Source organism: Streptomyces tubercidicus (assembly GCF_027497495.1).
GTDB classification, from domain to species: domain Bacteria; phylum Actinomycetota; class Actinomycetes; order Streptomycetales; family Streptomycetaceae; genus Streptomyces; species Streptomyces tubercidicus.
The window spans coordinates 5,060,220-5,078,568 of record NZ_CP114205.1; the positions used below are offsets into that span (position 1 = coordinate 5,060,220).

9 protein-coding genes are annotated in these 18,349 nt (G+C 73.7%); 2 read left to right on the forward strand and 7 right to left on the reverse strand.

What is annotated here, in order from left to right:
- Positions 1-17: 17 nt before the first annotated feature.
- Complete coding sequence (locus STRTU_RS22050) at positions 18-1,670, reverse strand: glycosyltransferase family 2 protein (protein ID WP_159747140.1); 1,653 nt, start codon at positions 1,668-1,670, stop codon at positions 18-20.
- 264 nt (positions 1,671-1,934) lie between these two features.
- The gene (locus STRTU_RS22055; RefSeq protein ID WP_159745438.1) at positions 1,935-5,582 is read right to left on the reverse strand and encodes a CDP-glycerol glycerophosphotransferase family protein; all 3,648 of its coding nucleotides are present in this window, start codon (positions 5,580-5,582) and stop codon (positions 1,935-1,937) included.
- Positions 5,583-5,832: 250 nt separating this feature from the next.
- Between STRTU_RS22055 and STRTU_RS22060 the strand changes: the two genes are divergently transcribed.
- On the forward strand, positions 5,833-6,519 hold the full coding sequence (locus STRTU_RS22060; protein WP_159745440.1) for a class I SAM-dependent methyltransferase: 687 nt from the start codon (positions 5,833-5,835) through the stop codon (positions 6,517-6,519).
- A 76-nt stretch (positions 6,520-6,595) separates the two neighbouring features.
- On the opposite strand, the gene STRTU_RS22065 is transcribed toward STRTU_RS22060, so the two are convergent.
- The 5 genes from STRTU_RS22065 to STRTU_RS22085 all read right to left on the reverse strand — a co-directional run bounded on the left by STRTU_RS22065 (position 6,596) and on the right by STRTU_RS22085 (position 16,000).
- Complete coding sequence (locus STRTU_RS22065) at positions 6,596-7,552, reverse strand: class I SAM-dependent methyltransferase (protein WP_159745442.1); 957 nt, start codon at positions 7,550-7,552, stop codon at positions 6,596-6,598.
- Between the two features lie 564 nt (positions 7,553-8,116).
- Positions 8,117-9,031: a carbohydrate ABC transporter permease gene (locus STRTU_RS22070; protein ID WP_159745444.1), complete on the reverse strand. Its 915-nt coding sequence runs from the start codon at positions 9,029-9,031 to the stop codon at positions 8,117-8,119.
- On the reverse strand, positions 9,028-10,515 hold the full coding sequence (locus STRTU_RS22075; protein WP_246241020.1) for a carbohydrate ABC transporter permease: 1,488 nt from the start codon (positions 10,513-10,515) through the stop codon (positions 9,028-9,030). The genes STRTU_RS22070 and STRTU_RS22075 overlap by 4 nt, the downstream gene beginning before the upstream one ends.
- Positions 10,516-10,634: 119 nt before the next feature.
- Entirely contained in the window at positions 10,635-12,014 is a 1,380-nt protein-coding gene (locus STRTU_RS22080; RefSeq protein WP_246241023.1) for an ABC transporter substrate-binding protein, read from the reverse strand.
- Positions 12,015-12,364: 350 nt separating this feature from the next.
- Positions 12,365-16,000, reverse strand: coding sequence for an FHA domain-containing protein (locus STRTU_RS22085; RefSeq protein ID WP_159747143.1), 3,636 nt, complete (start codon positions 15,998-16,000; stop codon positions 12,365-12,367).
- A gap of 534 nt (positions 16,001-16,534) precedes the next feature.
- Between STRTU_RS22085 and STRTU_RS22090 the strand changes: the two genes are divergently transcribed.
- The gene (locus tag STRTU_RS22090) at positions 16,535-18,247 is read left to right on the forward strand and encodes a serine/threonine-protein kinase (RefSeq protein ID WP_159745446.1); all 1,713 of its coding nucleotides are present in this window, start codon (positions 16,535-16,537) and stop codon (positions 18,245-18,247) included.
- Positions 18,248-18,349 lie beyond the last annotated feature (102 nt).

The following is an 18,349-nucleotide window of genomic DNA, read 5'->3' on the forward strand; positions in this document are numbered from 1 at the left end:
GGGAGTGGTCCGTGCCGTCAGCCGCGCAGCCGCCGCGCGGCGATCCGCCACACGCTGCGCAGCCCCGACGCGACCCGGAGTGACAGCGCGCCGCCGGTCGTCGCATACGGCTGCACCAGCAGCAGGACATGGCGGCGGCTGAGCAGCACCCGGCGGCGCAGCCCCGGCCCGACGGCCCGCAGCGCGGCCCGGAAACCGGCCCCGTCCTTGCAGCTGACCCGCGCCATCAGATCCCACGGCTCGGGGTCGGCGCGGTGCGCGCCGTCCCGCTCCACCAGCGCCCCGAGATCCAGCACGATCTCGGCGGTCCAGCAGGACTCCGACCCGCCGCTCGCCGGGGCCGGGGTGAGCGCGGCGGTGTGCACCGGGCCGCGCCGGTCGTCCCGGCGGCGCCGCAGCTCGATATCGATGCTCACCGGCCCGGCCGCGGCCAGCCGCCCGTACAGATCGTGTACCCGCAGCCGCAGCACACCGGGGCTGCCGGCCGCCGGTTCCGCGTCTATGGTCACCGGCAGACGGTGCATCGGCTTGGTGCCGAGCGCGTCCAGCTCCACCTCCGGCAGGTCCCCGGACCACACCGCGCGGCCGCCGGCCTCCGCGTACGGCGGCAGCAGCCGGCCGGGCCGGGCCGCCAGCTGCGTCAGCCGCCCCAGATCCCGCGGCGCCGGCGAGGCCAGCACCACCCGGGCCAGCCAGCGCGCCGGGGCACGGGCCGCCCGCAGCTCGGCCTCCTCGAAACCGGCCAGATACTCCCGGGTCAGCCGCCACCACTCGGCGCGGTAGTCGGCGCCACGGGTGTGCAGCTCACGGACGTACATCCGCAGATCGTGATCGAGGAACTTGGTGCGCGCGGCCTGCGCCAGCGCCTGCTGCCCGGCCTCCTGGAAGATCCGCACACTGGCCCGGTGCGCCGCGATCCGCGCCTGCCAGTTGGCGACGTCCTTGCGGTCCAGCGAGATCGACTGCCGGGCGGCCGAGCGGCGCACATGCCAGACGTAGACCCGGTCGGGGATGGTGGCGATCCGCGGGGCGGCGGCCAGCACCCGCGCGGTGAACACGAAGTCCTCGTAGGTGAAACGGCCTTCGGGGAAGGTGATCGCGTGCTTGTCGAGAAATGCCCGCTCGTAGAGCTTGTTGACGCACAGCGTGTCCCGGACCAGCTGGGGGCTGGCGTCCGGCGCCGCATGGACCGCCGGCTCGCGGTACAGGCCGGGCAGCCAGGGGACATCGCGGTGCGCGGGCAGCTCACGGCGGACACAGGCACCCGCCGCGACCGGCGCGTCATGCTCCAGCGCGGCGGCCAGCAGCGCGCGGGCCGCGCCCGGCGGCAGCACATCGTCGCTGTCGAGGAACATCACGAACCGCCCGGTGGCGGCGCGCAGCCCGTCGTTGCGGGGGGTGCCGCAGCCGCCGCTGTTCTCGTCGCGGTGCAGGACCCGCAGCCGTGGTTCGGTACGGGCGAGGTCGTCCAGGGCGGCGCCGGTGCCGTCGGTGGAGGCGTCATTCACCGCGATCACTTCGGTGACCGTCTCGCCGGGGGCGCCCTGCGCGAGTGCGGAGCGCACCGCATCACCGACGTGGGCGACATCGTTGAAGGCGATGACAACGATGCTGACCTGCGCGGATGGCGTGATGGTGGGCCCCGGCAGCGGCTCAAGGGCTTCTTTCACAGTCACTGAAATCTACATTTCGTGTCGACAGCATCTCTTGGCGCGAGTGAGAATTCCGAACCCATTTCCGATGATTCAGAGGGTGAAATCCGTCGCGCGGTTGCACCCGCCACTCCGCTTTCCGCCCTTTTTGCTGTTTTCTGCCGGGCGGAAAGCGGGCGCGGGGTGTGCCGGGCCCGTAAGGGCGCCTGCACATGCTGTAACGACGCGACCGCCGCAGGATGCCGATCCGGTCACCCTCATCTTGCGGCGGACCGGCTCCGGTCACCGCTCCAGCAGATCCGCGACCCGGCCCGCCGCCCCGCCGTCGTCCCGATGGCAGAACGCCTCCCGGAAGTCCGCGTACGCCTCCGCGCCCGCCGCGGCGATCGCCGTCAAGTCGCCCAGCGCGTCGATCAGTTCACCGGTCGAGCCGAGCAGCGGCCCCGGCACCCGGGCCTCGAAGTCGAGGGTGAAACCCCGCAGGGTGTCGCGGTAGTGCGGCAGATCCGGGGTCAGAAAGAGCATCGGACGGCCGGTGTTGGCGAAGTCGACGGCCAGCGACGAGTAGTCGGTGACCAGCACATCCGCCGCCAGCAGCAGCTCGGTGGCGTCCGGGTGCGCCGACACGTCCAGCGCGAACGGGGCGTGGTGGGCCGGCAGCCGGTCGGCCACCAGCGGATGGCCGCGGACCAGCAGCACATGGTCCCCGGCCAGCTCCTGCCGCGCCAGCTCCAGATCCAGCGGCAGATGCAGCCGGTGGTGCCCCGCGTCGTAGGCCAGATCGTCCCGCGGCGTCGGCGCGTACAGCACCACCTTCCGGCCCGGCTCGATACCCAGCCGCTCCCGCACCGCGGCCGCGGCCAGCTCCCGGTCCGGCGCGAACAGGGCGTCGGTACGCGGCAGTCCGGTCTCCAGCAGCCGCCCCGAGTAGCCCAGCGCGGACCGCAGCACCGGAGTGCTGTGCGCATTGGGCGACAGCAGCACACTCCACTGCCGGCTCACCCGCGGCCGCGGCGCCAGATGCGCCAGGCCCGCGCACAGCGTGCCGGCCAGATCGGCGCCGATCCGCTTGAGCGGGGTGCCGTGCCAGGTCTGGATGATCCGCTGCCCGCCCCGGCGGGTGAACCACCGCGGCAGATGCGTATTGGTGACCACCCAGCGGCTGTGCGCCAGCGCACCGTGCCACTCGGCGCTGCCCACCAGCACCGCACGGGCCGTCTCCGGCACCGCGGTCTGCGCATCGCGCACCGCCCACAGATGCTCCACCTCCGCGCCCCGGCGCACCAGCTCCTCGTGCACCGCCCGCGGTGAATCCCCGTACGCGCGCCCGCCGAAGCTGCTGTAGAGGACGGTGTCGCGCAGCGGGCGGGAGCGGTGCAGCGCGTAGTGCTGCTCGCGCAGCATCCGGCGGCGGTAGGGGCCGCGGTCGGTGGCCGGCAGTGCCGTGCCCGCCACCACCAGCGCCTCGTCGTGCCGATGCCGGTCCAGGGCGAGCGGCTTGCCGCGGACCGTACGGGACGCCGGCAGCCCGTCGAACACGGACGGCGCACAGCGCACCGGGGCGTCCAACGGGGAGCCGGGCACGCCCCGTTCCCGCAGATGCAGCGTCCAGCGGCCCTCCCGCAGCGGCACCGTCCCGGCCAGCGAGGGCAGCGCGCCCAGCGGCAGCGTGCCGTGGAACCGGCCCTCGTCATGCGTGGTGGGGAAGGCCAGCTCGGTGGCGTGCGCCGCGTGTTTCAGGACCAGTTCGGTGGCGTGCGGCGCGGCCGGCGGCAGCCCGCCCGACAGCAGCAGGGTGCCGTCCGCGCGCCACAGCAGCCGGTCCAGATACGGCTGCGGAACACGGTCGTGCAGAACGAGATGCCCGGCCGGGGTGGCGGCCACCACCAGCTCACGGCCGTGCGGCAGCGGATACGGGACGGGCGCGAGCCCGGGGGCGCAGGCGATCGGGTCGGTGCCGCCGCCGGGCAGCACCAGCTCCGGCGCCCAGCTCTCGGTGTGCGCGGGCGGGATGGCCCGCGGCGCGCCGTCCCGGGTGGGGCGGGCGGCGGCGAGGGCGTCGAGCCGGATACGGAAGGTGTGCGGCGACGGCCCCGTGGGCGCCGGTTCCCCGGCCCCCTCCTCCTGGGGCGGCCCCGTCTCCCCGGGCAGACCCGTCTCCACCGGAAACGACACCACCGTGCCGGTCCCCTGATGGGTCAGCCGCAGCGCGGCGGGCGGCGGGCCGGGCGCGCTGACGGTCAGATCCAGATCACCGGCGGGCGCGGCTCGATGCCCGGCCAGCCGACGGGTGCGGCGGTGCACCGACAGCCGCAGCCGCCCGCCCGCGTACCAGGGCGTGATCCGCAGCCCGCCGTCCGTGCCATCCGCGCCGTTCGCGCCGTCCCCGGCCACGTCGTGGGTGCGCGGCGCGGCCCCCGACCCGGTGTCCGCGGCGTGCAGCGCCCCGGCCCGCACCACACCCGCCGACGCCAGCAGCACCCCCACACTCCAGTCGGCCTCCTCCCAGCGGCCGCCCCTGCGCAGCCGGGCCGGATCGAGCCGCAGCTCGAAGCCCGACCAGTCGTAACAGTGCAGCTCCTGGCCCGACTCGGCGGTCGCCTCCGGCATCGGGACCGGGCGCAGCGGCAGCAGGATGCGGCGCCGCCCGCACGACAGCACGGCCGTCCGGAGGTAACGGTGCCGGGCCGCGGCGTCCAGATTGCGGAGATAGGCGTAGCCGCGCAGCACCAGTACACCGTTCCGCCACACCGCCTCCCTGACCCGGGCGACGACCGGGAAGTCGGCCCGGTCCAGCCGGGTCACCCCCGGTGGCAGCTCCAGCGGCGGGGTCAGCGGCAGCACCGCCCGCTTGCGCAGCGGCGGCCCGGCCACCGAGAACCCGGCCGGATTGCGGGCCTCATGGGTGAGCAGGGCCAGCAGATCGGCCAGCCGCCCGGCACGGATCAGATACCAGCGCATCCGCAGCTCCACGGGGAGCGTCGGGAACAGCCGCGGATCCACCCCCGACAGGAAGTCACGGGCACAGTCCAGAAACGCGGTCCGGCACTCCGGCGCGGCCCCCGGCAGCGCCTCGACCAGATCCAGCAGCCCGTCGGTGAGCTGCGCACGGTCGTAATCGCGCCGGTGGCCGCGCAGCCCGTCCCGGGGCGGGTCGGCGAGGAAACGCCGGATACCGGCCACCGCCGCGAACCGGTCCCGCACGCCCCGGGCATCCAGCCGCCGGTGCCGCCCCGGCCCCTCCGGCAGCCGCCGGTAACAGACGTGCTCGTGCAGCACATCGACCGCGTCGGCGAGGAAGAACGCGGGCAGCGTCACCGCCGCGTCATGACACCACTCGCCCTCGGGAAAGGCGAACGCGTGCCGGTCCCAGAACGTCCGGCGGAAGACCTTGTTCCGGGCGACATGGTCGGACAGCAGGGAGAGATCCTCGCCAATACGGGTGCGCAGCACCGTCTCCCGGTCCGCCGGGTGGTGCGCGGACTGACTGCGGCCCGCCGCGCCCAGCCGGTAGACGTTGCCGGTCGCCAGATCCGACCCCGACCTGTCCAGCAGACCGACCAGGTCCTCGTACGCGCGTGGCAGCAGCACATCCTCCGCGGCGTCGAGGAAGGCGAGGTAGTCGGTGTGCGGATAGGCGTGCCGGGCACCGGTGTTGCGGACCGCGCCACAGCCGGGCGGCGGGCCGTCCCCCGGGTGGTGCACGATCCGGAACCGCGGGTCACGGGCGGCGAACCGCCGGGCGAGCGCGGCGGGTCCGGCCTCCTCGGCCGCGGCGTCCCCGCGCCCCGCCGCGGGTGGGCCGTCCACCAGCACCACATCCAGATCGGTCAGCGTCTGGGCCGCGACCGACTCCAGGCACTCCTCCACATTCCGCTCGGACCCCCCGATGCGATGGACCGGGACGACGACGGTGAGCCGTGGCTTCATACGCGGACCAAGCCTTTCCGGACTGGCGATGCACAAGACCGGTCCGTTCAACTCGCCCACGGCGGCACGGTCACCGGATCTGCGCTGAAAGGGTGAGACACCTCATCGACACCACGTGTTCACACGATTACTCTCAGTACGCGAAAGTCGGCGCGCCGTAGCGCCGGGCCGCGCCCGATGCCGTAGACCCGTTGCACAGCTTTACGGCGCCCCGTGCGCCCTGTTCCCCAGGGAAGGTGACCGCGTCCCGATGCCCGGCCGAACCGACAGCTCCGCCGCCACCGACAGCCCCGACGCCGGGCCGCCCGGCAGCGACATCCGGACCGCTCGGCCCGCGCCCGCCGCGGGCACCGCCCCGTCCGCCTCCACCGCCCGGCTGCCCGCCGAGCGCGCGGGCCGCGGACCGGCGCGGCTGCTGCCCGCCCGGTCCCCGTTCCGCAGCCAGCTGCGGCGGATCGGCAGCGGGCGGGTACTGGAGATCGGCTGCGGTACCGGCGACACCCTCGCCGACTGCGCGCCCGGCAGCGTCGGCGTGGACCACGACCCGCAGTCCGTGGCGCGCTGCCGGGAGCGCGGGCTGACCGCCTGCACCGCCGACACCTTCCTCGCGAGCCCGCACGCCCGGCCAGGCGCCTTCGACGCGCTGCTGACCGCGCACGTCCTGGAGCATCTGGACGACGAGCAGGTCGAGGGCCTGCTGCGGGCCTATGTGCCCTACGTACGGCCCGGCGGCGGGGTGCTCCTGATCACCGCCCAGGAAGCCGGACACCGGTCCGGCCCCGCCCCGGTGCGCTTCACCGACTTCCCGCTGCTGCGCGCCTTCGCCGAATCCGCCGGGCTCGCGGTACGGCGGACGTACTCCCACCCGCTGCCCCGCCCGGCCGGGATGCTGCTGCGCGGCAATGTGTTCGTGCTGGTGGGGCAGGTGCCGCGGTAGTCCTGCGCGGGCGCGGGGCCGGGGTGGACGTGAGTCACCCCGGCCCCGCGCGATGCCGTGCGGGGCGGCGGCGTGATCAGCGCGTACGGGCGCGCTTGCGGGCGTTCATGACCGCCCGGGTGAGGACCGGCGGCAGCACATCCAGGGCGACCCGGCGCAGCGCACCGCGGGACGGGAACGGCGGGCGCGGGCCCGGACGCGCCGCGGAAGCACCCGGCGCCTGGGCGGCCGCCCGCTGTGCGCCGCGAGCACCCGTCGACCGGTACCGGGACACCGGATGAGCGGGCTCCTCGGCACCCTTGGCGCTCAGCCGCACCAGCGGGGCCCCGTTGACGTACTGCACCTCGTGCCAGATGTCGCCACGGGCCCCGATCCACTCCAGCAGCGCCTCCTGAAGCGGCTCGGGATCGCCCCAGGTCCCGTAGAACTTGGTGCCGGTGATGCAGATGGGGCGCAGCCCCTCGTTCGCGACGGCCTGCCAGGTGGCGGCGGCCACCCCCGGACAGTGCTCCGCCCGGTAGTCGTCCATCACCACCACGCCGCTACCGGTGAGCAGCTCGCGCACCGCCAGGATGTCGCCGTGCACATGCTCGTACAGATGCGAGGCGTCGATATGGGCGAAGCGCACCGAACCCTCGTCGACATGGTCACTGACGATCGAGCTCAGACCCTGCACGATGGTGGGCAACTCCTCATGGAACGCGAGGTAGTTCGCCTCGAAGGCGCGCCGCGTCAAGGTCGCGTAGGACTTCCTCATCTCCCGCGAATTGGACACGTCCTCGGCGGGGGAGTCGAAGAGATCGCAGACCGTGAAGCGCTCCCCGGCCCGCCGCCGCGCCCCGAGAAAGATGGCGCTCTTGCCCATGTACGCACCCAGTTCGAGCAGATCGCCCGGCTCCGAACGGTCCCGTTGACGGGCCAGGAACCAGTCGAACAGCAGCTGGTCCGCGGTGAAGAACCAGCCCTTGACCTCGGACAGCCGGGTGGGGCGCGGGAGTTGTTCGGCACTCTGGTCTGCGATGGGGGCAGTCATGTGCGGTCCGTCTCCAGACGGTCGGGAACGTAGGGCGTAGGACGACGCGTGTGTGGGGGGAGGCGCGGTGGGGTGTGGTGCGTATGTGCCGGCGCTGTCTGCCGTGGATATACGGGGATATACGTGGATGTACGGGGAACCGCTGTGCGTCGCTGCTGCTGTTGTGGTGCATCTGTGGTGCATCTGTGGTGCATCTCTGCAGTTGTGGGCGCACCCGGCGCCAAGACCGCTGCGCAGGGGCGCGGACCGGCCCGGCCCGGGGCCGGGCGCCACGCCCCGGACCACGGGACGTGCGGGCGCCGCTCGGGCGGTCCCCGTGAGGGAGCCCGGTCGCACCGTGCGCGGCACGGCAGTGACGGCATCGTAGGGGGACGAAAATGAACGGAAGGTGGCGTGCGGCCCCGCAGCACCCGGCCCCCGTGCGCAGATCACTTCACCGCACCGGTCACATCACCGCGCGTGTCACCCGGCCACGCAGGTGACGTCACCACACGTGTCACCCGGCCACGCAGGTCACCTCACCACACGTGTCACCCGGCCACGCAGGTCACGGCCCGCACCGGATCACTTCACCGCCCCGGCCATCACCCCGGAGACGAACTGGCGCTGGAAGGCGAAGAAGACGATCAACGGGACCACCATCGACAGAAAGGCGCCGGGCGCCAGCACATCGATGTTGTTGCCGAACTGGCGCACCTCCTGCTGCAGCGCGACGGTGACCGGCGGATGGCCGCTGTCCGCGAAGATCAACGCGATCAGCATGTCGTTCCACACCCACAGGAACTGGAAGATCGCCAGCGAGGCGATCGCCGGACCACCCAGCGGCAGCACCACCCGGGTGAACAGCCGCAGCTCACCCGCCCCGTCCAGCCGGGCCGCCTCCAGCAGCTCACGCGGGATCTCGGCGAAGAAATTCCGCAGCAGAAAGACCGCGAACGGCAGCCCGAAGGCCGTATGGAAAAGAATCACCCCGGCCGTCGTCTCGAAGAGCCCCACCGCGCCGAACAGCTTCGCCACCGGGATCAGCGCCACCTGCACGGGCACCACCAGCAGCCCGACGACCCCCAGGAACCAGCCGTCGCGGCCGGGAAACTCCATCCAGGCGAACGCATGGCCCGCCAGCGCACCGATGACGACCACCAGCACCGTCGCCGGCACCGTGATCGCCGCCGTCGTCAGCAGCGAACCCATCACCTTGCCGTTCGACAGCAGTTGACTGTAGTTGTCCCAGGTGATCTGGGCCGGCTCACTGAAGACCCGCCACCACCCCGACTCGGCGATCCGCTGCGGGCTGCGCAGCGACGACAGCAGCAGCCCCACCGACGGCATCAGCCAGAACAGCGCGACCAGGACCAGAAAGACCCGCATCGCCCCGCCACCGGTCCGCGCCACGATCCGCGCGGCGAGCGGCCGCCGCCCCCGTACGGCACCGGCGGCGCCACGGCGCCCGGCCGGAACGGCACCCTCCACCGTCGTCATCGGCGACGCTCCCTCCGCAGACGCCGGAGATTGACGTACATCACCGGCAGTACGAGCAGCAGCAGAAACACGGCGATCGCGCTGCCCAGCCCCTCGTCGACATCCGTGCCGAACGACGACTGGAAGAGCTGGAGCGCCAGGACATTCGCGGACCGGATGCTGGAGCCCGGCGCGATGATGTAGACCAGATCGAAGATCTTCAGCACATTGATCATCAGCGTGACCAGCACCACGACCAGCACCGGCGCCAGCAGCGGCACCGTGATCCGGCGGAAGACCTGCCACTCGCCCGCGCCGTCCACCCGCGCGGCCTCCAGCAGCTCCCGCGGCACGCCCGCCAGCCCCGCCGCGATCAGCACCATCGCGAAACCGGCCCACATCCACACGTACGAGCCGATGATGGCCGGGGTCACCAGCGCCGGGCCGAGCCAGTCGACACCGCGATAAGCCTCCGCGAAGTTGGCCGCGGGCAGCCGCAGCCGGGCACCGTCGGCCCGGTCGGCGGGCAGCGCGAAGCCGCCGTCGGCCGCCGTAGTGGCCGAGGCGACGACCTTGCCGCCCCGGACCGCCTCGATCCGCAGCCCCGCCAGCGCCTTCTCCTTGCCGTCGATCACATTCGGACGGCCGCCGCCGCCCCGGGTGAAGTCCAGCCACACCGTGCCGGTGACCCTGCCTGGCTGCGGCCGGGCGGCGGTCGCCGCACGCGCCCCGCGCAGATCGCCCGGCTGGACGGCGACCAGCGGCAGCCGCACCGCCGACCCCGCCCGGACGGCCGACCCGGTGGTGAAGGCGCCGCCCCCGGACGGCTTCAGATCGGCACCCGGCCGCGGCTTGGCGCCGGGGAACGGTGCCGGGTCGGCGAAGGTGTCATGGACACCGACCCACACCGCGTTCGCCACCCCGCGCTCCGGAGCCTGGTCGTAGACCAGCCGGAAGATGATCCCCGCCGCCAGCATCGAGATCGCCATCGGCATGAACACGATCAGCTTGAACGCCGTACCCCAGCGGATCCGCTCGGTCAGCACCGCGAACACCAGCCCCAACACCGTCGACACCGTCGGCGCCACCACCACCCAGACGACGTTGTTCCGCAGCGCCGTCCGGATCCCGTCATCCGAGAACATCGCCCCGTAGTTGTCCAGCCCCACAAAGCCGTCCCCGGAAGCGTCGAACAGACTGCGGACGACGGAGAAGACGATGGGGTAGACCACCAGGGCACCGAGCAGCAGCAGCGCCGGGAGGAGGAACGCGGCGGCCAGTGCGAGGCGAGGGGGGCCTGGGGGGCCCGGGTGGCCCGGGGGGTGCTTTCTGCCGATGCTGCTGGTCTTGCTCTTGCTCTTGCTCTTGCTCTCGCTCTTGGTCTTGGTCTTGGTCTTGCCGGGGTCCGTGCCGCCACCGGCCGTGTGCTTCCTACAGCGCGCGCCGCCGGCTCCGGTCCTCCTGGGGCGCCGCTCGCCGGCCCCGCCGATCTGTACGTCGCTCATGTGACGGTCCCCCGGTCTCGGCCGGTCGAGGCGGTCGGCGTCAGCGCTCATAGCCGGCGCCCGAAGCACCAGCGCCCGAAGCCAGTAGTCGAATCATCGAAAATCATCGAAACCGGCCGTCAGTGCTTGAACGACGCCGTGGCGTCCTTCTCCAACCGCGCCTGCGTGCCCGCGATGTCCTTGGGGTTCTTCAGGAAGTCCTGCAGATCCTTCCACTCGCCCTGGCCCGGTTTGCCGCCGAAGGAAGCCGGCGCCTGATCGGACATGTCGAAGCGGAAGTCGTCGCCCGCCGCGACCAGCGCTTTGGCGATCTCACGCAGCACCTCATCCCCGTACGCCGCCTGATCCAGCCCCTTGTTGGGCGAGATGAACCCGCCGGCCTGCGCCCAGATCTTGGCGGCATCCGTCGACGCCAGGAACGCCAGCAGCGCCTGCGAGGCCGTGCTGTCCTTGAGGGCCACCGCCACATCGCCGCCGGTCACCACCGGGGACCGGTCGCCCACCGCCGGGAACGGGAAGACCTTGGCATCCGTACCCACCTTGGCCTTGGTCTGGGCGATGTTGGCGGCGGCGAAGTCGGCTGAGGACACCATCGCGGCCTTCGGGGTGTCCCCACCGCTGAAGGTCTGCGTCACCGAGGTCGGGAAATCCGTCTGCAGCGCACCGGAGTTGCCGCCCGCCAGCAGATCCTTACGGCCGAAGAGCTGACCCAGCGTCGTCAGCGCCTGCTTGACCGTCGGATCGGTCCACTTGATCTTGTGCTGCGCCAGCTGGTCGTACTTCTCCGGCCCCGCCTGCGAGAGATAGACATTCTCGAACCAGTCGGTCAGCGTCCAGCCGTCCGACCCGCCCACCGAGACCGGCTCCACCCCCGACTCGGAGAGCGTCTGCGCCGCCTTCAGGAACTCCTGCCAGGTCTTCGGCTCCTTGACACCGGCATTGTCGAACGCCTGGGCGTTGTACCAGACCAGTGACTTGTTGCTGGCCTTGAAGTAGACCCCGTACGGGGTGCCCCGGTCGGCGCCGAGATCCCGCCAGCCCTTCGAATAATTCCTGGCCAGCTGGGCCTTGGCCCCCGCCCCGAGCGGCTTGATCCACCCTTTCCGGGCGAACTCGTGCAGCACACCCACCTGTTGGAGCATCGCCACATCCGGCGCCCCACCCCCGGCGATCTTGGATCCGACGAAGCCGGCCATGTCATCACCACTGGGCACGAAGTTCACCGTCGCCCCGGTGCGCTTCTCGAACTCCTCCAGCACCTTCCCGAAGTTATCCCGCTCGGCCCCCGTCCACACGGCCGTGACCTGCAACTTCTCCCCCTTGAGCGAGGGAAGCCGCATGGTGGGCGCAGTACCACCCGCCTTCCCGCCCCCGCCCCCCTCACCCTCCGCACCACCACTACCGCCACTGCCACAGCCGCCCAGTACCAGCGCGAGCACCGCGCCCGCCGCCACCGCGCTCATGGCCCGTCCAGCCGTACGGTCCAGTCCTCTGCGCATCCCCGTCGCCCCCTATCGCTGAGCCTGCCCTGCCCTGCCGGGTGCAAAGAAAGCCACGCCACGCCGTGCCGCGACCTTCCAGAGTCCTACGCCCTGCCCCAGGGCTCCGCAATACCGCCTTCCGCGCCAACCGGCCTTTCGTGACAGGGCTGTTATGGGTGGGCTCCGTGGTTCTCATCACTGGCCCCCACGGCCCCATTGGTGGCTTCCGCACGGCCCCATGGGTGGCTCCCGCCGCTGTGATGGGCGGCGGCCGCGGGACCTACGGGGTTTACGGGACCTGCGAGACCAGAGCAACCAGCAGGTCCGGCGCGGCCGGCGGGACGCACTGCGGGGGCGGCCCCCGCGCCCTACAGCAGCGGTGGGGCAGCCGCCGCACCCGAGGACTGCGCGGCCCGCTGCAACGCGCTGGCGAGCAGGGCCAGGTCCGTCGGGCCGTTGCCCAGTTCGCGGAGTGGGCGACGGGCCGGCGGGTCGCCCATCCGCTGCCACTCCAGCGGGACGACCGTCGGCCGGAGGGTGGACGTTCGGGGTATCCGGCCCGTGACCCGGCCCGCCTGGAAGGGGGTCGAGGAGCCGTCTGCCGCGCGGTACAGCCGGCCGCGGCCCGTGGGTACCGGCTCGGACGGGTCGTCGGCGGCGCCCAACTGGACGCGTAGACCGGCCTGTTCGCTGGTCGCGGTCTCCGCCGTACGGTCCGGATGGCCGGTCGCGGCTATCAGGTGCACGCCGAGCGCCGCCCCGTCGCGGGCCACTGACTCCAGGGCGCGCACCACGGACCCGGCGGCCGGGCGGCCCGTGCTGCCCAGGGCCGGGGACACCAGGGCGTCGAAGTCGTCAACGAGCACGAACAGGCGCGGCATCGGCGCCGTCGGCTCGGGTATGGCGCCCTCGGCGGGGGTTCCGTTGTGGGGGCGGAGGCGGAGGGTGCCGGTGGTTGACGGGTCTGCCGGGGGGCCGCTTTCCTCCTCCTTGTTTCGGCAACGATTACGGAGAGTAGTTAGTTCCTGCTCTCCGTGACGGTCTGTGCGCTGGCTGGACTCGGCTGAGCGGCGTGGGGCGACGATGCGCGGGGCCGGTAGATGTTTGCTGCGCCACTCGGGGAAGGGGGTGCCGGCGAGTATCTCTGCGCGGCGCTTCAGTTCCGAGGAGAGTGCCTGGGCGAATTCCCGCATCCGGACCGGGTCCGAGGCGGCGAGATAGGTCGTGACATGCGGCAGGTCCGTGCACACCCGGAGCCCCTCGCCGCGCTCGCTGCCGCCGCCGTCCACCAGCACCAGCGAGAGCAGGTCCGGCCGGTCGGCGGCGGCCAGTGAGGCGGCCAGTGAACGCAGCAGTTCGGTCTTGCCGGTGGCTGCCGCGCCCTCCAGGAGGAGGTGTGAGCCGTCGGCGGCAAGGTCGGCGCACAGGGGGCCGTGTGGTCCGGCGCCGAGCACCGCGGTGGCGCCGGGCTGGTCGCTGTCCAGGGCGGCGGCCCAACGGGCCATCAGGGACGCCGGGGTGGCGCGGGCCAGCCCCAACTCGTCCAGTAGCCGCGCCGAGTCGGGCAGCGGCACGGCCACCCGCGCCGCCGCGCCTCCTCCGGCCGTGGCCGCCGCATCGGTTTCCCGCAGTGGCGCCAGCGCCCGTGCGAACCGTTCGGCCCAGGCGCCGGAGACCGCGTCCACCGTCCCGACCGTGCCGTTGGGCCCTGAGCCCGGCTGGACGACGCGCAGCGCCGTGGCGACATCGCCGCTGAGCACCGCGACCGCCCCGCACTCCCCGAAAGCGGGCGACGCCGTACGGGCCGCCTCGTACGTCGCGGCCAGCGGGAAGGCGGGGGAGGCGGCCGGGGTCTCGGCCAGGCACAGCAGATGGATACCGGCCGCCGCACCGGCCGACGCGAGCCGGGCGGTGGTCTCGCGCAGCGCGGAGGTGCCGGGGTCGCCGTCGACGACCACGAGGGTGTACGGGCCCTGGTGGCGGGCCGCGGCGGCGGCGATCTCCGTCCGCTCGGCGTCGGCCCAGCCGGGGCCCAGCGGGCTGTCGTCGAGCCGCCGCACCAGTTCGGACGTACGCGCCAGGGCCTGCTCCGTGTCGTACGCGAGCAGCAGCCGGCAGTCCTGGCCACGGTCCGGACGGACCTGCGGCAGCCAGCCGAGCCAGGACCAGTCCGCCACCCGCTCCTCGGCGGGGCGCGCCCGGTCCGTGCTGATCAGCACGATGTCGAGGGTGCCGGGGGAGTGCAGGGCGGCGAGCTGGGCGAGGGCGCAGCGGGCCAGCCCGGTCAGCCGCGCCCGCGGTCCGGCGAGGCCGAGGGAGCCCGCCCGGCGCAGTTCGACGGTGACCGGCAGCGCGGCCCGGCCGCCGCTGCGGGCGGCCGTCCCCAGGCGGACGGTCAGGGCGTCGGGGTGGTCCGGGCCGCGCTCCCAGAGCCGCGGCCCGGGGCCCAGCGCGGTGAGCAGGACCGCGGCGGCGTCCGGCCACCGTTCCTCCGCGGCGGGCCCGGCGAGCGCCTCCGCGTCGCGGGCGCCGTCGGAGGCGTCCGCGCGGGCGGCTGCCGTGGGGTCGCCACCGGTCGGTGCGTACGCCGTCGGGAGAGCCTCTTCGGGCCGCTCCACGGCGGGCCGACCACCTGCCAGCCGCCGCGCCCAGGCTCCGATGCCGCCGCGCCGCCCGCCCTTACGGGGCGCCTCGTCGGCCGGTGCCAGTGACTGCTGTCCGCCGTGCGTCCGCTGCTGTGCGGTGTCCGGGAAACCGCCGGCCGGCTCCCGGACGCCGGGACCCCAGCCCCCGGAGTTCCCGGTGGACGTGGTGCCGCCGTCGGTGGTGCGGTCGTAGACGTGGCCGGTGGCGGCGCCAGGGGAGGGGGCGGCGGGGGTGCGCCGGGAGCCGTGGCCGGGGGACGGTGTTCCGGACGGCGGTGCGTCGTAGCCGGTCGGGGTGCCGCGCAGGGGGGTGTCCCGTCGGCCCGGCGCGCTCCCCGGTGCCTGTGCGGGCGGGGAGGCCGATACGGGAGCGCCTGCATCGCCGGCCACCTCGGTGTACGCCCCTCCGGCATACGCCCCGGCCCGGCCATGCGCACCGGCCTCGCCGTACGACCCGGCCCCGCTGGGCACCCCGGCCCCGCCGTACGCTCCAGCCTCGCCGTACGACCCGGCGTCCCCGTATGCCCCAGCCCCGCCATACGACCCTCCGGCGGCGACGGTGGCCCCGTACGGACCTCCCGCTGCCCCGTCCGCCCCGTACTTCTCCGCCCGCTCCGCCGCGGGCGTGCCCGCCGTACCCGCAGAGCCCCGGGCGCCCGCAGCACCCGTGGTGCCTGCCGCACCCGCCGCCCCCGCCCTGATCCGCAAATGCCCCTCCCCATCCGGCGCAGTAGCCAGGGCGGCGTCCGGGGCAGCGGGCGCGGACTGCAGGCGCAGCGCGGATTCCCCGATGCGCAGCAGGGCGCCGGGGCGCAGGGGTGTGGGGCGTTCGTCGAGGTCGGTGCCGTCGACGGTGGTGCCGTTGGTGGAGCGCAGGTCGGCGACGGAGACCGAGCCGTCCGGTTCGACCGTTACGGCGCAGTGCAGACGGGAGACGTCGGGGTCGTCCAGGGGGACGTCGGCGTCGGCGGAGCGGCCGATGCGGATCTGGCCGCCGTGCAGCAGGTGTACGCCGCCGGCGTCGGGGCCGGAGATGACGCGGAGGCGTGCGGAGCCGTGGGGCAGGCCGTGTGCGGGGGCGGGGCCCGGGGTCTGGAGGGTGAGCACCGCGCCGTCGATGAGCGGGGGTTCGCCGAGCGCCGCGCGCTGGGGGTCGAGGCGTTCGGACCCGGCGTACAGCACGACGGGGCCGCTGCCGCCGCCCGTGCTGCCGACGTCCGCACCCGAGCCGGCCACGGAGGCGGCGAGGGAGCCGGCCACCGCCGCCAGGGCGGTCCCGGCCGGGGCCGTGACCAGCACATCGCAGGCCCGTGTGGGGTGGCCGCTGCGCGGCCCGAGGACGGTCAGCCGGATCTGCATCGCCGTCAACGGTCCCTTCTGCCGGGATCCGGCAGGGGGCCCGCTCGTTCCCCCCACCACACCCGAGCACGTCGGCACGTACAAGTCCCAAGTGCACGTCGCGACAAGGGCCGCCCGCCCCCACCGCTTCGTGCTGGATGCATCCTCGCACCTGCCACTGACAACGCGCCCGCCGACCGCCGTTCAGTGATCTTGATTGGTCTCCTAAGGGCGAAAAAGTGCCTGCTTGCGCGCCGTGACAGGCCGGATTTCGACTGCCGTGGTCAGCTCGGACGGTCTCCGGCCGGGCCACGCGCGGGCACCGTCCGCACCGTTCGGGGGCACCGTCCGCACCGTCCGGGGGCGGCGGCCGGCCCTCCCGGACCGGCAGGCAACCATCCGCCCCGGACCCACGTCTTTCCCACAAGCCCACACAGGCCGCCGGACCGAAAAGATTGTGCGACGGCACTACAGTGGGGCGGACGGGCCGCGCGGAGATGATCAGCTGACCCAGCGGGCCGGGCAAGAGATCACCACGACCAGGGAGCGCATGACGTGCGGCCGGTAGGCAGCAAGTACCTGCTTGAGGAGCCGCTGGGACGCGGCGCCACGGGCACCGTCTGGCGTGCCCGCCAGCGGGAGACGGCGGGCGCCGAGGCCGCCGTGGCAGGAGAGCCCGGTGAGACCGTCGCGATCAAGGTCCTCAAGGAGGAGCTGGCGCACGACGCGGACGTGGTGATGCGCTTCCTGCGGGAGCGCTCCGTCCTGCTGCGGCTCACCCACCCGAACATCGTCCGCACCCGCGACCTGGTCGTCGAGGGCGATCTGCTCGCCCTGGTCATGGACCTGGTCGACGGCCCCGACCTGCACCGCTATCTGCGCGACAGCGGCCCCTTCAGCCCGGTGGCGGCCGCGCTGCTCACGGCCCAGATCGCCGACGCGCTGGCCGCCAGCCACGCCGACGGTGTGGTCCACCGCGACCTCAAGCCCGCAAACGTCCTGCTCGCCGGTTCGGACGGCAGCAGCGAGATGCACCCGATGCTGACCGACTTCGGCATCGCCCGTCTCGCCGACTCCCCGGGCCTGACCCGCACCCATGAGTTCGTCGGCACCCCCGCCTATGTGGCGCCGGAGTCCGCCGAGGGCCGCCCGCAGACCTCCGCCGTGGACATCTACGGCGCCGGCATCCTGCTGTACGAGCTGGTCACCGGCCGTCCCCCGTTCGCCGGTTCGACCGCCCTGGAGGTGCTGCACCGGCACCTCAGCGAGGAGCCGCAGCGCCCCAGTACGCTGCCCGAGCCGCTGTGGACGGTCATAGAGCGCTGTCTGCGCAAGCGGCCCGAGGAGCGGCCCAGCGCGGAGAACCTCGCGCGGGCGCTGCGCACCGTCGCGGCCGGTATCGGGGCGCACGCCCGCCCCGCCGAGGCGGAGGCCGCGCTCGGCGTCGCCGCGCTGCTCGCCCCGGACCCCGCGCCCGCCACGGTCCCCGGTACGGGCCCCGACGGCGGCCAGGCCAACGGGGACGCCGACCCCACCCAGGTGCTTCCGTCGGGCGCCGGTTCGTACGACCCGGCGGCGGCGACCAGCGTGCTGCCGTCCACGGGCGGCCCGGCCGGACCGGGCGGACCGGGCGGCCCCGGTGGCCAGGGCGGCGGGGCCGGCCAGGGTGATCCGACGCGGGCCATGCCGCCGGTGCCGCCGATGCCCATGGGCGCACCGGCCGGCGGACCGCAGGAGCCCGACGGGCCGCATCCGTGGGAGTCGCAGCTGCGGGCCGCCCGTGACCGCAACGAGCAGACCCAGGTGCAGTACCTGGACCCCAGTGAGGACCCGCTGCGCCGCCGTCCGCAGCGGCAGGCCGCCCCCCAGCAGCCGCCGCAGCGCCCGCAGCAGTCCCAGTACGGCCAGCAGCCCGCTCCGCCGCCGTACGCCCAGCAGCCGCCGCAGGCCCGCCAGCAGCCGCAGCAGGCCCCGCAGCGGCGGCGCCAGGAGCCGCCGCCGCAGCGCTATGAGCCGCAGCGGCCGCCCGCGCCGGAGCCCCGGCCCCGGCGCGAGCCCCGACAGCGCAGCGCCAACCCGATGAAGATCCCGGGTCTGGGCTGTCTGAAGGGCTGTCTGTTCACGCTGATACTTCTGTTCGTGGCGGCCTGGCTGATCTGGGAGCTGACCCCGCTCCAGGAGTGGATCGGCACGACCCGGGGGTTCTTCTCGCAGGTCGGGCACGTCGTCAACGAGGTGCAGCGGTTCATCGGGAAACTCGGCCTCTGACCGTCTCTGACCGTCCGCCGCCCGCGCGCTCCCTGGAGCACGCGGGCGGTTCCGCGTCCGGACCGAACCGGTTCGCGGACGCGTCTAAGCCTCACTCAGTGG

Excerpts from the sequence above, each read along its gene's own strand:
- STRTU_RS22055 (WP_159745438.1), bottom strand. The coding sequence starts at position 5,582 with ATGAAGCCACGGCTCACCGTCGTCGTCCCGGTCCATCGCATCGGGGGG.
- STRTU_RS22060 (WP_159745440.1), top strand. The coding sequence starts at position 5,833 with ATGCCCGGCCGAACCGACAGCTCCGCCGCCACCGACAGCCCCGACGCC.
- STRTU_RS22065 (WP_159745442.1), bottom strand. The coding sequence starts at position 7,552 with ATGACTGCCCCCATCGCAGACCAGAGTGCCGAACAACTCCCGCGCCCC.
- STRTU_RS22070 (WP_159745444.1), bottom strand. The coding sequence starts at position 9,031 with ATGACGACGGTGGAGGGTGCCGTTCCGGCCGGGCGCCGTGGCGCCGCC.
- STRTU_RS22075 (WP_246241020.1), bottom strand. The coding sequence starts at position 10,515 with ATGAGCGACGTACAGATCGGCGGGGCCGGCGAGCGGCGCCCCAGGAGG.
- STRTU_RS22080 (WP_246241023.1), bottom strand. The coding sequence starts at position 12,014 with ATGCGCAGAGGACTGGACCGTACGGCTGGACGGGCCATGAGCGCGGTG.
- STRTU_RS22085 (WP_159747143.1), bottom strand. The coding sequence starts at position 16,000 with ATGCAGATCCGGCTGACCGTCCTCGGGCCGCGCAGCGGCCACCCCACA.